We start from the raw sequence: 13,044 nt of genomic DNA on the forward strand, positions 1-13,044 counted from the left end.
AAAACAGCTTCAAAAGAAGCTGTTTTTTTATAGAATCATAGCGCGATGTTTAGAACAAACGACGGCAGCGAATGGTCCCTTCAATCTCAAGCAGCTTTTGTAATGCCACAACTGAACAGTCGGCATCAACATCAATAACTACGTAGCCAACTTTATCGTTGGTTTGTAGGTACTGACCAGAGATGTTGATGTTGTTTTCAGAAAGAATGCTGTTGATGTTAGATAGTACGCCCGGCACATTGCGGTGAACGTGCAATAACCGGTGAACATCTGGATGCTCTGGCAGTGCTACTTCAGGGAAGTTAACAGACGTAATAGAAGAGCCGTTATCACTGTACTTCACAAGTTTTTCAGCGACTTCGTAGCCGATATTTTCCTGTGCTTCCATCGTAGAACCACCGACGTGAGGTGTCAGGATTACATTATCAAATTCGCGCAATGGAGAAATAAACTCATCATTGTTTGAGCGAGGCTCTACAGGGAATACATCAATAGCAGCGCCATGTAGTTTTCCGGCGCTTAGTGCGTCGCATAAATCATCTATGACCACGGTCGTACCGCGAGCAGCATTGATGAAGATTGAGCCTTTTTTCATTTGCTCAAATTGTGCAGCACCCATCATATCTTTAGTTGATGCTGTCTCAGGGACATGTAAAGTAATAATGTCACACGTGCGTAGCAGTTCGTTTAGATCTGCTGTTTGCTTAGCGTTACCCAAGGCCAGTTTATTGACAACGTCATGAAAGTAAACTTCCATGCCTAGGCCTTCTGCTAAAACACTCAGCTGAGAACCGATGCTGCCATAACCTACGATACCAAGCTTCTTGCCACGGATTTCGTAAGAGTTAACAGCAGATTTTTGCCAAATACCACGGTGAGCTTTAGCGCTTTTTTCAGCAACGCCACGAAGCAAGATAATCGCTTCAGCCAGAACTAGCTCTGCAACTGAGCGAGTGTTTGAGTATGGCGCGTTAAATACCGCAACCCCTTGGCGAGTAGCCGCTTCAAGGTTCACTTGGTTGGTACCAATACAGAAGCAACCAACAGCGACTAGTTTTGGAGCTGCTTCAAATACTTTCTCAGTGAGCTGTGTGCGCGAGCGCAGGCCGATAAAGTGAACATCCGCTACACGCTCTAATAATTCCTCTTCCGGTAAGGAGCCGGTGTGAAATTCAATGTTGGTGTAGCCTTGTGAATTAAGCGTGTCGATAGCGGACTGATGTACGCCTTCCAACAACAGAATTTTGATTTTGCTCTTATCAAGGGATGTAACTTTGCTCATCTTCTGCAACTCTTTTGTAGTGGTCAGAAAAAAAGTCGATTGTCTCGACCGCGTGAAAGCCGGCTATATTACCACACAGACATATGAAATGGATTGCATATAAAGAGTGAATTTAAGGAAATATATTCATTTTGAGTTGAGTCAATTTGCTGCACAGGCACAAAACCTGCGCAGCGAAAGCTAATGAGGTTAGCTATAGAAGCATAGGTAGGCGCTGGCTTGTTCAACTTTTAGTTGGAATTTTTGGTGAGCATCGACATTAAATTCCGTACCGGCAGGGTAACTAATATACTCAGTAGAGCCGGGTAATTTCGCGATTAGTTCACCGCTGACTACTTTCATAAGCTCTTTCTGGCTGGTGCCAAACTCATATTCGCCGGGAGCCATCACACCCGTTGATACCTGACCTTCACTGTTTTCAAAACCGATCGATTTTACGTTTCCATCGAAATATTCATTTACGTTCAGCATAAGGTTCTCTCTCCAATTGTCTAAGCGCTGCATCATAGAGCCTGATTGGTCTTTTGGCTACTTTGATAGTCCAGCATAAAGCTAACAAATGCCTGATTGGCTTTTGATAGATAGCGGTCTTTATTCCAAGCGATTGATAGGTCTAACCAGACTGGATGATGAAACGGCAGTGCTATTAGGTCATCATCTTTTTCTATTACCATGCCGAGTAAGGTAGATATGCCAAAGCCTTGCTTAACAATCGATTTGATTAATGGAATTAGGTTAGTTTCGAAGCCTATATTTGGCTGCGCGCCAATCTGTCCAGCAAGGCGATCGACAATTTTACGGTGAAAGTAACCTTCTTTAAACATGACCAGTTCTTCTGAAAAAAAGTCCTCATAAGTGACGGATTGTTGCGTAGCAAAAGCATGATCTTTACCAACAGTGACAAGCATCTGCTCTTGTAAAAATAGCTCGGTATGTAGTGTGTCAGGTACAAACTCTGAGACGATGACCCCCAAATCTAATTCCCCCTGCTCAACCATTTGTTGTAGCTGCCAGGTGCCTCCTTCAATCACTTCGAGATTGAGGTTCGGGTGGAGGTGCTTAAATGCCATCAGAATTGGAGGAAAGTAATAGGAACCAAGCATGCTGGGAATACCTACGCGTACCCAGCCTTGTGTCAGCCCTTTTAACTCGCGCATCTCTAACTCTGCATCAGAAAAATTTTTCAATATGGTTTTAGCATGAGTAAGTAAGCACTTACCTTCATCGGTAAGCCTTATTTTGCGATCGCTGCGGTGAAAAAGTTTAATGTCGAGTTCTTGTTCTAATTTTTGAATAGACATGCTGATAGCTGGCTGAGCTACATGTAAGCGTTCAGCCGCTCTGGAAAAACTTTGTTGGTTGGCGACTTCGTAAAAATACCGCAGCTGTTTATTATTCATATCAATATTATTTATTATTCATATAAAAATTATATATTTTACTGATTTTTAGGCGTTCCGTATTGTTATTAAGTAACTAGTTTATGTATCACGTTAGATGATGTCCGTAGAGGGTTGGAGTAAACAGTGATTGATGCAGGAACCGCTTCTTTTTGGCGTGCAACGATAGCGCTTTGTCTTGGCTCATTTATGATTTTTTCCAATGTTTATGTGACTCAACCGCTTTTGCCGTTACTGATGGATAGTTTTCAATTGTCTGAGCTTGAGGCAAGTTGGAGCTTAACCATCACTACGTTGACTCTAGGATTCTCTTTATTAGTTTATGGACCCTTATCAGACGCGTTGGGACGAAAAAATATCATGTTGGCCAGTATGGCGGGTGTGGTGTTGATGACTTTTCTTCTATCACAAACACAAAGCTATTTGATGCTATTGTTGTTTCGTGGCTTGCAAGGGCTATTTTTAGGAGGCTTGCCTGCTATCGCTATTGCTTATATGAGTGATGAATTTAAGCACAAAGCAATGACTTTAGCGGTGGGTTTCTATATTAGCGGTAATACGATTGGAGGTATCGGTGGGCGTTTGATTGGAGGATTTGTAGGTGAGTGGTTAGGGTGGTCTGCGGTGTTTTTGGTTATGACAATTATCAGTTTTATCCTGTTGGCTTTGTTTGCGGCGCTATTGCCGGCTTCAAACTACTTTATTGCTAAGAGTCTAAAACCGCGCAGTATGCTGGGGCAGTCGCTGGTTCACATGAAGAACCCGTTATTGTTATTAGCCTATTTGATTGGTGGATTTAATTTTTTTATTTTTATTAATCAATACAGCTTTATTACCTTCTTGTTGTCAGATGCACCGTACAACTTGCCATCCTCGTGGTTAGGACTGTTATTTCTTACCTATTTAAGCGGTACTGTTGGCTCAGCATTATCAGGGCGCATCGCACAGCGAGTGCCGCAGCCTGTTTGTATGATTATTGGAATAGTGGTTTTAATGTGCGGTTCTCTTGTGACCTTAGCACCTAGCATTTGGGCAATTGTTATGGGTTTTTTGATTAGTGCTTTTGGATTTTTCTTTGCACACTCGACTGCCAGTAGCTGGGTTAGTCATAATGCTCTTCAGGCTAAAGCCAGCGCCTCTTCTCTGTATTTGCTGTTTTACTATCTAGGCGCAAGTACTGGAGGTTTTTACCTACAGCCGTTTTGGCAGTGGACGGGCTGGTCGGGTGTTATATTAGGCTCTATGCTTGTTCTGACAGTAACGTTATTAGCGGCAGTAGTTTTGTATAAAATAAGTTGTCAGAAAACTTTAGAAATTGCTGTTTGAAGCTTCTAGGTCTAGGAGTTTACGCTTCATATCAAGGCCTCCAGCAAACCCGGTTAGATTTCCGTTTTTTCCAACAACACGATGGCATGGAATGATAATTATTAGAGGGTTTTTTCCTATCGCAGCAGCGACAGCCCTTGTCGATTTTGGCCGGTCTAAGCTGTTGGCCAATTGTTGGTAGTAGCGTGTTTGGCCGGCAGGGATTTGCAGTAAGGCTTGCCATACGCTTTGTTGAAATGCGGTTCCCTTGGGCTGTAAAGCTAAGTCGAATGGAGTATCGGGATTTACTGCAAAGCGTTCCAATTGCTGTTTAAGTTGCACAAAGATAGGCTCGTTAGAGGCTTCGCTCCATTGTGCGCTAATCTCAGGTTGGTATTTTTGTCCTATTTTATAACATCCCGTGAGTTGCTGTTTTTCTGCTGTTGCTAACATCTCACCGAAGGGGCTTGTCCATGTACAGTAGGTAATCATGCTTTTAACTCCTTAGTAACCGTTGTTTCTACCAGTACGCTACTGGGTTCTGGGTTGGTTTATTTTTCTTGTTTTAAAGAATCCCACAAATGCATGACGGCGTAAGCACGCCAAGGGCGCCATTTTTCAGCGAGTAGCAATGTCTGCTTGGAGCGTTTTTCTTTTAATGCTTTCATCACGCCTAAATCAGTATGAGGGAAGGCATCTGGCCAGTGCAGTGCACGCATGGCGATGTAATGCGCTGTCCAAGGGCCAATACCAGTAAGTTTTTCTAATGCTTCTATCGTTTGCTCTGGATGTGCTGTGGGTTGTAGTGAAATTTCATCTTTGGAGATGCTTTGCGCCAGAGAAATAATAGTCTTAGCGCGCTTGCTGATAATGCCAAGGGAGGCAATTTGATCAATACTTAATCCTGCAACCACCTGCGCACTTGGGAACAGGGTTGTGAGGTTCGCTAAGGGGGTATTAATCGGTTTTCCAAAAGCTCGAGCAAAACGCCCGGCTAATGTGTGAGCGGCTTTTACTGTGATTTGTTGACCGAGTATTGCTCTAACGGACATTTCAAAGCCATCAAAGCTACCGGGGAGTCGAATCCCAGGGTTGTTTATTGCGAGTGAGTTCAGTTGATTGGATATTAATGATGGCTCTGCATGCAGGTCGAACTGATGCTCTAACTTTCTTAATATAATAGGAATGATAGCCACAAGTGATTCAGATAATTTAACAGTGAGTGTGTTGTCTTTATTCTTGTGGGGTTGTATTTGTAACCAGCCATTGTATGGATCTCCTTTGACCAATAGGCCAACGGTGCGTATATAAGACTGACCTTCAACATGTTCTACGCCTTGAATGCTTCGGTGTTGCAAAAATGCAATTAATTGAGACCAATCGTAGGGTGGGCGGTACTGTAGCAGTAGTTGAATTGTTGTTTCAGCGCCGTTATCGGCAGCGTTCTTTTGCGTGCTTGGCGATTTTCGCAGGGCAGATGGCGTTAAGTGATAACGACTTTTAAAGTGGGCGTTAAATGAGCGTAAGCTGCCAAAACCACTGATAAGTGCAATATTAGCAATAGAAAGTGGAGTCTCAGTTAGGAGCTTCTTTGCTCGAAGCAGTCTTCTGGTAAGAATGAAATTACTCGGCGTTGTTCCCAGTTGCTCTAGAGTGACTCTGCGTAAATGGCGTTCAGTAATATTGAGGTGTCTTGCCAAAGCCGAAATACTAAAATCGATCTCTCCTTGGTCTTCTAATTGAATAATAGAGGAGATAATCGGGTTCTGTTGGAATGTATTGTCTAGTGTTTGTGGTGATAGTTCTGGACGACATTTTAGACAAGGTCGAAAGCCAGCCGTTTCTGCTTGAGCAGCCGTCGTATAAAAAGTGCAGTTTTCACGTTTGGGTGTGCGCACACGACAAATTGGCCGACAGTAGACACCGGTACTAGAAACACCGATATAAAAATGTCCATCGAAGCGATCATCATGAGATACCATCGCTTGGTAAAAGTGTTCATGCTGCATATTCATGAAGTTACTATAAGCCTAATTAAACAGTGTTGCTCGCAACATTCGGACATGTCCTTATTAAAAGCTTTATATCGATATATGTACGTTTAAATCATCACGTTAGGGGGATTTTCCTGCCTATTATTCATTGCTTGACTACACTAGTGGAGACGTAAAGGTTAAGAGAAAGGATTATTGTGTGGCGTTTCGAATATTAGTTTTGTTGTTACCAGCGACTCTGTTGTTGATTGGGGCGTTTATATCGTTAGCTCCCGTTTCAACGTTATCCGTTGCTGATCAAAGCACTTTTACGCTCGTTCCTTACCTGTTGGCGCTTGTCGCCGTATTTCTTGGCTATAGCTTTAAGCGTAGTCGGGTATTACTGGTGGCGATAAATTTGGGGGCTGCTTATTTTTTGATTCAAAACGGTCTCCAAACAAGTTTAGCTCGGCCAGATAACTATGTGCTTTATAGTGCGGTTTCGTTATTGCTCCCTATTAACATTGCATTTATTTCTGTTTACAAAGAGCGAGGCATATTCACACCTATAGGGCTTCTTAGAATTATGCTGGTGAGTATCGGCTACATAGTGTTATTTGCTCTAAAAGAGCTAGGTGAGTTGGCTTACTGGATTTCAGAACTGCCTGTTAGTTTGATAGAGATGGCTATCAATGACACTTACTTGAGCAATGCTGCCGCTGCTGTTTTCGTGGTTTGTTTAATTCCAGTAGTGATCTCTTTGGCTGTTCGAAAAACCCATACTGATGCAGGCTTGTTAGCCTCCCTTATTTCTGCATTAATTACCCTACTATGGTTTGACCGTCCTTTGATCTCATCATTATTCATATCTGCTGCCCTCATTGCGCTGGCCATTTCAGTGCTACAGAACAGTTATAACATGGCGTTTGTTGATGAGTTGACGGGCATTCTTGGGCGTCGTGCATTACGCGATAAGTTTTCGACACTGGGGCGTACCTATACCGTTGCTATGATGGATATAGATCATTTTAAAAAGTTTAACGATACCTACGGTCATGATATTGGAGATCAAGTATTACGAATGGTGGCGGCAAAAATTAATAATGTAAAAGGGGGCGGTAAAGCTTTTCGTTATGGTGGAGAAGAGTTCGCTGTTGTTTTTGCAGGAAAGTCCGAATCTGAAACGCTTCCATATCTTGAAGAAGTACGTGAAATCATAGCCAATTACCCTATGACTATTCGTAGTGATGAGCGTCCTTGTGACAGTGATACGGGAAAGAAATTACGTTCCAGTCAAAAAGAGTCTGAAAATGTGCAGGTTACAATCAGCGTAGGCGTCTCTGAAAAAGACTCCTCTCATGCAAACCCCGAGACTGTACTTAAAGCAGCTGATAAAGCTCTATATGCTGCGAAAAAAGCAGGTAGGAATTGCACAATAGCTTCACATCAACCACCTCCTGCGCCAAAGAAGAGCAAGCCTAGACGATCTAAGTTTGATTATGCGCAGCAGTAAGGAGCTGTTTTAACGTGAGGAGAGCTGTTGTTGCAACACCTCTCCTCATGATAATGCTTACGAGCGGCTAGTGATTTCTAGCAGGTGGTAACCAAATTGTGTTTTTACAGGGCCGTGTACCTTATTCAATTCACCGCTGAAAACCACTTCATCAAATTCACGTACCATCTGGCCTGGGCCAAATGAACCTAGGTCTCCGCCTTGACGGCCAGAAGGGCAAGAAGAGTGCTGTTTAGCCACTTCTGCAAAGTCTGTACCTGCTTCAATTTGCTGTTTTAGTGTTTCGCATTGAGCTTCAGTATCAACGAGAATATGACGTGCGCTTGCTTTGGCCATGGGTAAAACCTCATATAATTTCTAGGTAGCGTTATAGTTAGATTAATCTTGTCGGTATAGGATACCTGTTATTATCGACGAACCAAATCATACGGGATGAAATATGGCGTACCAACATCGTTTTTTAAATGGGCAAGCGTGTGAATTAACACTGGGTAAGATTGTTTGTGTTGGTAGAAACTATGCGGAGCATGCAAAAGAGTTGAATAACCCTATCCCGAGTGAGCCAATGCTGTTTATAAAACCTGCCACTGCGGCCTCTGAGTTAGAGAGTGCCTTTGAGATTCCTACCGGATTGGGCAGTGTGCATTTTGAAACTGAAATGTCGGTGCTTATTGGCGCAACACTGTGTAAAGCTGATGAAGCCCTGGTAAGTGAAGCGGTTATCGGTATTGGTGTAGGCTTGGATCTGACGCTACGTGACTTACAAGACGGGCTGAAAGCCAAAGGCCACCCTTGGGAAAAAGCCAAGTCTTTTGATGGTGCATGTCCTCTGTCTGTATTTGTAACACCGGACAAAATAGATGATTTACAAGATGTTCAAATGCGTTTGGTCGTCAATGGCGAAGTAAAGCAGGATGGCAATAGTGCTTATATGTTAAATAAAGTGCTGCCGTTAATTAGCTATATTAGTCAGTTTTTCACGTTAGAACCCGGTGATGTTGTCATGACCGGAACGCCTGCTGGAGTAGGGCCTATAGCGCAAGGAGATAGCCTCTTTGTGGAGTTGTCTGGTTTGTTATCCGTCCACACATCTGTGATGGCTAAATAATGAGCCGTTCTCTGGTTGTGTTTATATGCTTAGTATTGGCGGGTAATGTGGCTTTCGCACAGGAGCGCTGGCAAAAACCCGAATACATCCTGCATAGTTTTACTGAGGTCGCTCTGGGAAGTGAGTTTGGCCAAGGTAAACAAGTGGTGCGTAAATGGATCAAACCCGTCAAAGTGTATGTTACGCATCAGGTGGGAGATAAAGCATTGCATGAAAAACTGCTAGATGATCATATTGAACACCTCGCAGCAATTACGGGTCTAGATATCACGCGTGTTAAGAGTGCCAAGCAAGCTAATGTGCAGCTGTTTTTTACACGTGAAAGCAAGTTGCTTCCGTTGATACGCAAATATTCAGGTGCTAAATCGGTTAAGCATGAGCGCGGGGCGGTCTGTTTGGCGAGTATTCGAACGAATAAAGCGGATGAAATCGTTGCGGGTGTTATCTACATACCTGTAGACCGGGCTCGACGCCATGCTAAGTTGCTGGCCTGTATTGTTGAAGAGTTGACTCAAGTGCTGGGCTTGCCGCGTGATTCTGATGCGGTTTATCCTTCTATCTTTAACGATAAAACCGCTAGCTTTTTGCTGACAGGGCTAGATGATATCCTGTTGAGAATGCTATATGATCCGCGGATGAGTCCAGGCTCTAATCGCAAGAAAATAAAACGAATCGGCCCTTCTATTTTATCTGATTTAGATAAAAAGGGATTGATTCAAAACGCTGCATCACGAGTGCGTAAAGAAGGTGCTTTGTATCAGTTGTTTTAATCGAAATATAGAATACTTTAAGGGAAGAGCATGCTCTGGATAAAAATGTTTCACATCCTTGCTATGACGAGCTGGATGGCGGGTATCTTTTATTTACCACGAATCTTTGTGCATTTTGTAGAAGGGCGAGAGGCTGGGCAGGATGTGGAGCGCTTAAAAATAATGGGGCGTAAGCTCTATGGCTTTATGAGTATTATGGCCGTGTTTACCTTAGGTTTAGGCCTCTGGTTGTGGCTGGGCTACGGTTTTTCTGGTGGTTGGTTACACGCTAAATTGATGTTTGTAGGCCTATTGATAGGCTATCACGTTTGGTGCCGACAATATTTGAAGAAGATGCAGGCAGATTTGCTGGATCGAAGCGGTCGCTATTTTCGCTTATTTAACGAATTGCCTTTGCTGATCTTTATTCCGATTTTGATTTTTGTGGTAGTGAAACCATTTTAAGTAGCACTACTTATAGTTTCTTCTGTAAGGCGTTGATTCGGGCTGCGAGGCGTTCTGTGCGCTCTTGTAGTTGATCTACGTCTTCCATAAATGCAGAGGCTTCAGGGCGTGTTGGGAGTAGCTGTGCTTCTTCTTGAATGTATTCGTGAACGTTTTCACTAAAACTATGGCTGATACGCTGAAAATGACTTAGCTGGCTCTTGGTCAGCTCGCTGAGTTGATGAGCGGCTAGGTCGCCAATGCCGTTTGCTAGTAATGCTTCCCAATCGATACGTGTGTTAGCGAGTAATCCTTGAAACTGGTTAGCTAAAGACGTTTCTCCCGTCACGCTAATGCCGTTACCGAAAAAGTGTTCTGCTTTATTTTCACTGGTGAGTAGCTGTATAAGGCGACTAGATAAGCCACTTAATGTCACATCTGCAGTGCCCTCAATATGTGCTTGTAGCTGAACGCCTGCGCTAAAGGGGATGATGTAGATAGACTGGTTAAGATCAGTGGCTTCGATTTGGATAACTCTGCCTGTTAGGCGCTGTAGTGCTTGGCAAGTCACAGAATCGCTTTGCAGTATTGTATTGATGGCCGACTCAAGTGGGGCGAGTATTGCGGCGTATAGCATGTTAGCGGCCATCAGCGGTCTCTCCGTTACGGTTTAATGCCCGTATGTAGGGCGACGATACCGCCCGTCATATTTTGAAACTTACAATTTGCCAAACCTGCGTCTTGCATCATGCTTTTTAGTGTTTCTTGGTCAGGGTGCATGCGAATAGACTCGGCTAAGTATTTATAGCTTTCAGAGTCTCCCGCGATCAGCTGGCCTATTTTTGGCAAAATATTAAAAGAATAGAAATCGTACATTTTTGTCAGTGCTGGATTATCTGTTTTTGAGAATTCCAGAATCATCACTTTGCCGCCTGGTTTTAAAACGCGGGTCATTGAGCGAATGGCAGCATCTTTATCCGTGACGTTGCGCAGACCAAAAGCGATAGTAATGACGTCAAACGTATTATCCGGGAATGGTAGACACTCAGCATTGGCTTGGACAAATTCAACGTTGCCGGCAACACCTCGGTCCATTAATCGATCACGACCGACTTTCAGCATAGAGTCATTAATATCAGCAAGGACTACCTTGCCTTCGGTACCAACGATTCGGGAAAAACGCATGGTAAGGTCACCCGTACCTCCCGCAATATCCAAAATTTTATTACCGCGGCGAGCACCGCTTTGCTCGATCGTCAGCTTTTTCCAAAGACGATGAACCCCGCCAGACATGAGGTCGTTCATTAAGTCATATTTGCCGGCGACTGAGTGGAAAACGTCAGCTACTTTTTTGACTTTATCTTCAACAGGTACTTCACGAAAACCAAAATCAGTGGTGGATTTGTTGTTCTGTTCGCTCATATTCTTTTTGCTCGGCGGGTGCGTTTGACGCATTGTACCTAGGCAGAAAAGGTTTGTCCTGTTTAGAACTTGCCAATCAATCCCTGATCACGTGATTCACCTGCCTCAGTGAGGCTTTGTAAATACTTGTCCCAATACTTGTCGTGCTGTACTGCTAGGTCGTGTAAGTATTCCCAAGTGAATAATCCACTATCGTGTCCATCATCAAAGATTATTTTTAGTGCATAGTTTCCAGTGGCTTCAACCCCATTTATAGCAACGAATTTTTTACCTGTTTGAAGAGTGCCGTTACCTATACCATGACCGCGTACCTCTGCTGAGGGGGAGTGTACACGTAAAAATTCTGCACTGAGCTCATAACTGTCTTGGTCATAAATGAGTTCCAGTGTCTTAGATTTTTTATGTAACTTTATGTTTGAGGGAATTGGCGTAGAAGTCATGGAAGTCTCTTGGTCGGTATGCAGTGAGCCTACTGTCGCAGGCTCACTTAAGAAAAAGTAAGAATTAGAGTATGTAGTGACTCAAATCCTCATCCTGGCTAAGTTCGCTCAATTGCTTATTCACATACTCTTCATCAATAGTGATGACTTTGCCTGAATCATCTGAAGCATGGAATGATAGCTCTTCAAGTAAGCGTTCCATCATCGTGTGAAGTCGGCGTGCACCAATATTCTCGGTTTTTTCGTTAACTTGAAAAGCGAGCTCTGCTACGCGTGCAATGCCTTCCTTAGTAAAGGTGACATCAACCCCTTCGGTTTTCAGTAGCGCAATGTATTGTGCTGTTAGAGACGCAGTAGGCTCTGTCAAAATACGACGAAAATCATCAGGCGTTAGCGCGCTTAGCTCAACACGAATGGGCAATCGCCCTTGTAGTTCTGGAATAAGATCTGAAGGTTTTGCTAAGTGGAAGGCTCCTGAGGCAATAAATAAGATATGGTCAGTTTTTACCATGCCGTATTTTGTGTTGACGGTACAGCCTTCAATGAGTGGTAATAAATCACGTTGAACGCCTTCACGTGATACATCGCCGCCGCCCGACCCTGAGCTGGCGCGCTTACAAACTTTGTCAATTTCATCAAGAAAAACAATACCGTTTTGCTCAACCATATCGACAGCGCTTTGTTTAATGTCTTCCTCTTTCACCAAGTTAGCGGCTTCTTCTTCAATAAGCAGCTTCATGGCTTCTTTGACAGGCATTCGCTTGCTCTGCTTATTGGCTGCGCCCATATTAGAGAACATGCTCTGCAGCTGGTTTGTCATATCTTCCATACCAGGAGGAGCCATGATCTCTACATTGGCTTTTGACTGAGCAACATCAATGTCGATCTCTTTGTCATCCAGCTCGCCTTCACGTAGTTTTTTACGAAAAATCTGTCGTGTCGCGTTGTCGGTCTTGCTATCTGTTGAGGCATTGTCGCTATCTGTCGGTCTTGCTTGTGGAAGCAGGGCGTCTAGAATGCGATCTTCAGCTGCATCTTCAGCACGAAAGCGAACTTTTTCTGTTTCTTGTTCGCGAATCATTTTGACAGCCATGTCGATCAGATCACGTACAATCGTTTCAACATCGCGGCCCACGTAGCCTACTTCTGTAAATTTAGTGGCTTCAATCTTAATAAAAGGGGCGTTGGCGAGCTTGGCTAAACGTCGAGCGATTTCTGTTTTACCGACGCCTGTAGGGCCGATCATCAGAATGTTTTTTGGTGTAACTTCAACGCGTAATTCTTCAGGTAGCTGCATGCGACGCCAGCGATTACGTAGCGCAATAGCAACTGAGCGTTTAGCATCCTGTTGACCGATAATATGGCGGTCTAATTCGTGAACGATTTCACGGGGTGTCATGTTGGACAT

15 protein-coding genes are annotated in these 13,044 nt (G+C 43.7%); 5 read left to right on the plus strand and 10 right to left on the minus strand.

Annotation, left to right across the window (positions count from 1 at the left end; genetic code table 11):
- Nucleotides 1-49 precede the first annotated feature (49 nt).
- The 3 genes from serA to G511_RS0100575 all read right to left on the minus strand — a co-directional run bounded on the left by serA (nt 50) and on the right by G511_RS0100575 (nt 2,682).
- Nucleotides 50-1,282: a phosphoglycerate dehydrogenase gene (gene serA / locus G511_RS0100565; RefSeq protein ID WP_028467872.1), complete on the minus strand. Its 1,233-nt coding sequence runs from the start codon at nt 1,280-1,282 to the stop codon at nt 50-52.
- A gap of 189 nt (nt 1,283-1,471) precedes the next feature.
- The gene (gene ppnP / locus G511_RS0100570; RefSeq protein ID WP_211224839.1) at nt 1,472-1,753 is read right to left on the minus strand and encodes a pyrimidine/purine nucleoside phosphorylase; all 282 of its coding nucleotides are present in this window, start codon (nt 1,751-1,753) and stop codon (nt 1,472-1,474) included.
- A gap of 32 nt (nt 1,754-1,785) precedes the next feature.
- The gene (locus tag G511_RS0100575; protein ID WP_028467874.1) at nt 1,786-2,682 is read right to left on the minus strand and encodes a LysR family transcriptional regulator; all 897 of its coding nucleotides are present in this window, start codon (nt 2,680-2,682) and stop codon (nt 1,786-1,788) included.
- Nucleotides 2,683-2,808: 126 nt separating this feature from the next.
- On the opposite strand from G511_RS0100575, the gene G511_RS0100580 reads away from it, so the two are divergent.
- Complete coding sequence (locus G511_RS0100580) at nt 2,809-4,008, plus strand: MFS transporter (protein ID WP_028467875.1); 1,200 nt, start codon at nt 2,809-2,811, stop codon at nt 4,006-4,008.
- Here the strand turns inward: G511_RS0100580 and G511_RS0100585 are convergent.
- Nucleotides 3,991-4,479: a methylated-DNA--[protein]-cysteine S-methyltransferase gene (locus G511_RS0100585; RefSeq protein ID WP_028467876.1), complete on the minus strand. Its 489-nt coding sequence runs from the start codon at nt 4,477-4,479 to the stop codon at nt 3,991-3,993. The genes G511_RS0100580 and G511_RS0100585 overlap by 18 nt on opposite strands.
- 59 nt (nt 4,480-4,538) lie before the next feature.
- Entirely contained in the window at nt 4,539-6,002 is a 1,464-nt protein-coding gene (locus G511_RS0100590) for a DNA-3-methyladenine glycosylase 2 family protein (protein ID WP_028467877.1), read from the minus strand.
- Nucleotides 6,003-6,180: 178 nt separating this feature from the next.
- Between G511_RS0100590 and G511_RS21455 the strand changes: the two genes are divergently transcribed.
- Nucleotides 6,181-7,473, plus strand: a complete 1,293-nt coding sequence (locus tag G511_RS21455) for a GGDEF domain-containing protein (RefSeq protein WP_051221358.1) — start codon at nt 6,181-6,183, stop codon at nt 7,471-7,473.
- Between the two features lie 57 nt (nt 7,474-7,530).
- On the opposite strand, the gene G511_RS0100600 is transcribed toward G511_RS21455, so the two are convergent.
- Entirely contained in the window at nt 7,531-7,809 is a 279-nt protein-coding gene (locus tag G511_RS0100600; protein ID WP_028467878.1) for a peptidylprolyl isomerase, read from the minus strand.
- Between the two features lie 103 nt (nt 7,810-7,912).
- Between G511_RS0100600 and G511_RS0100605 the strand changes: the two genes are divergently transcribed.
- From G511_RS0100605 to G511_RS0100615, 3 genes are read left to right on the plus strand one after another with little or no spacing between them, the layout of a single operon-like run.
- The gene (locus G511_RS0100605; RefSeq protein WP_028467879.1) at nt 7,913-8,581 is read left to right on the plus strand and encodes a fumarylacetoacetate hydrolase family protein; all 669 of its coding nucleotides are present in this window, start codon (nt 7,913-7,915) and stop codon (nt 8,579-8,581) included.
- Nucleotides 8,581-9,351, plus strand: a complete 771-nt coding sequence (locus G511_RS0100610) for a DUF2927 domain-containing protein (RefSeq protein WP_036550797.1) — start codon at nt 8,581-8,583, stop codon at nt 9,349-9,351. The genes G511_RS0100605 and G511_RS0100610 overlap by 1 nt, the downstream gene beginning before the upstream one ends.
- Before the next feature lie 30 nt (nt 9,352-9,381).
- Nucleotides 9,382-9,795 carry a CopD family protein gene (locus G511_RS0100615; protein WP_028467881.1) on the plus strand — a complete coding sequence of 138 codons (414 nt, stop codon included), beginning with the start codon at nt 9,382-9,384 and terminating at the stop codon, nt 9,793-9,795.
- A gap of 10 nt (nt 9,796-9,805) precedes the next feature.
- On the opposite strand, the gene G511_RS0100620 is transcribed toward G511_RS0100615, so the two are convergent.
- From G511_RS0100620 to hslU, 4 genes are all read right to left on the minus strand, one after another.
- Complete coding sequence (locus tag G511_RS0100620; RefSeq protein WP_051221360.1) at nt 9,806-10,423, minus strand: ubiquinone biosynthesis accessory factor UbiJ; 618 nt, start codon at nt 10,421-10,423, stop codon at nt 9,806-9,808.
- A gap of 14 nt (nt 10,424-10,437) precedes the next feature.
- On the minus strand, nt 10,438-11,196 hold the full coding sequence (ubiE, locus tag G511_RS0100625) for a bifunctional demethylmenaquinone methyltransferase/2-methoxy-6-polyprenyl-1,4-benzoquinol methylase UbiE (protein ID WP_028467883.1): 759 nt from the start codon (nt 11,194-11,196) through the stop codon (nt 10,438-10,440).
- 62 nt (nt 11,197-11,258) lie between these two features.
- A complete protein-coding gene (locus G511_RS0100630) occupies nt 11,259-11,636 on the minus strand; it encodes a gamma-butyrobetaine hydroxylase family protein (protein WP_028467884.1) in 378 nt (125 codons plus the stop codon).
- Nucleotides 11,637-11,700: 64 nt separating this feature from the next.
- Nucleotides 11,701-13,044: an ATP-dependent protease ATPase subunit HslU gene (hslU, locus tag G511_RS0100635; protein ID WP_028467885.1), complete on the minus strand. Its 1,344-nt coding sequence runs from the start codon at nt 13,042-13,044 to the stop codon at nt 11,701-11,703.

The sequence above is a fragment of the Neptunomonas japonica DSM 18939 genome (assembly GCF_000422765.1).
Taxonomy (GTDB): domain Bacteria; phylum Pseudomonadota; class Gammaproteobacteria; order Pseudomonadales; family Balneatricaceae; genus Neptunomonas; species Neptunomonas japonica.

What these genes read in the sequence shown, in the direction of transcription:
- serA (WP_028467872.1), bottom strand. Translation starts at nt 1,282, where the DNA reads ATGAGCAAAGTTACATCCCTTGATAAGAGCAAAATCAAAATTCTGTTG.
- ppnP (WP_211224839.1), bottom strand. Translation starts at nt 1,753, where the DNA reads ATGCTGAACGTAAATGAATATTTCGATGGAAACGTAAAATCGATCGGT.
- G511_RS0100575 (WP_028467874.1), bottom strand. Translation starts at nt 2,682, where the DNA reads ATGAATAATAAACAGCTGCGGTATTTTTACGAAGTCGCCAACCAACAA.
- G511_RS0100585 (WP_028467876.1), bottom strand. Translation starts at nt 4,479, where the DNA reads ATGATTACCTACTGTACATGGACAAGCCCCTTCGGTGAGATGTTAGCA.
- G511_RS0100590 (WP_028467877.1), bottom strand. Translation starts at nt 6,002, where the DNA reads ATGAATATGCAGCATGAACACTTTTACCAAGCGATGGTATCTCATGAT.
- G511_RS0100600 (WP_028467878.1), bottom strand. Translation starts at nt 7,809, where the DNA reads ATGGCCAAAGCAAGCGCACGTCATATTCTCGTTGATACTGAAGCTCAA.
- G511_RS0100605 (WP_028467879.1), top strand. Translation starts at nt 7,913, where the DNA reads ATGGCGTACCAACATCGTTTTTTAAATGGGCAAGCGTGTGAATTAACA.
- G511_RS0100610 (WP_036550797.1), top strand. Translation starts at nt 8,581, where the DNA reads ATGAGCCGTTCTCTGGTTGTGTTTATATGCTTAGTATTGGCGGGTAAT.
- G511_RS0100615 (WP_028467881.1), top strand. Translation starts at nt 9,382, where the DNA reads ATGCTCTGGATAAAAATGTTTCACATCCTTGCTATGACGAGCTGGATG.
- G511_RS0100620 (WP_051221360.1), bottom strand. Translation starts at nt 10,423, where the DNA reads ATGGCCGCTAACATGCTATACGCCGCAATACTCGCCCCACTTGAGTCG.
- ubiE (WP_028467883.1), bottom strand. Translation starts at nt 11,196, where the DNA reads ATGAGCGAACAGAACAACAAATCCACCACTGATTTTGGTTTTCGTGAA.
- G511_RS0100630 (WP_028467884.1), bottom strand. Translation starts at nt 11,636, where the DNA reads ATGACTTCTACGCCAATTCCCTCAAACATAAAGTTACATAAAAAATCT.
- hslU (WP_028467885.1), bottom strand. Translation starts at nt 13,044, where the DNA reads ATGTCCAACATGACACCCCGTGAAATCGTTCACGAATTAGACCGCCAT.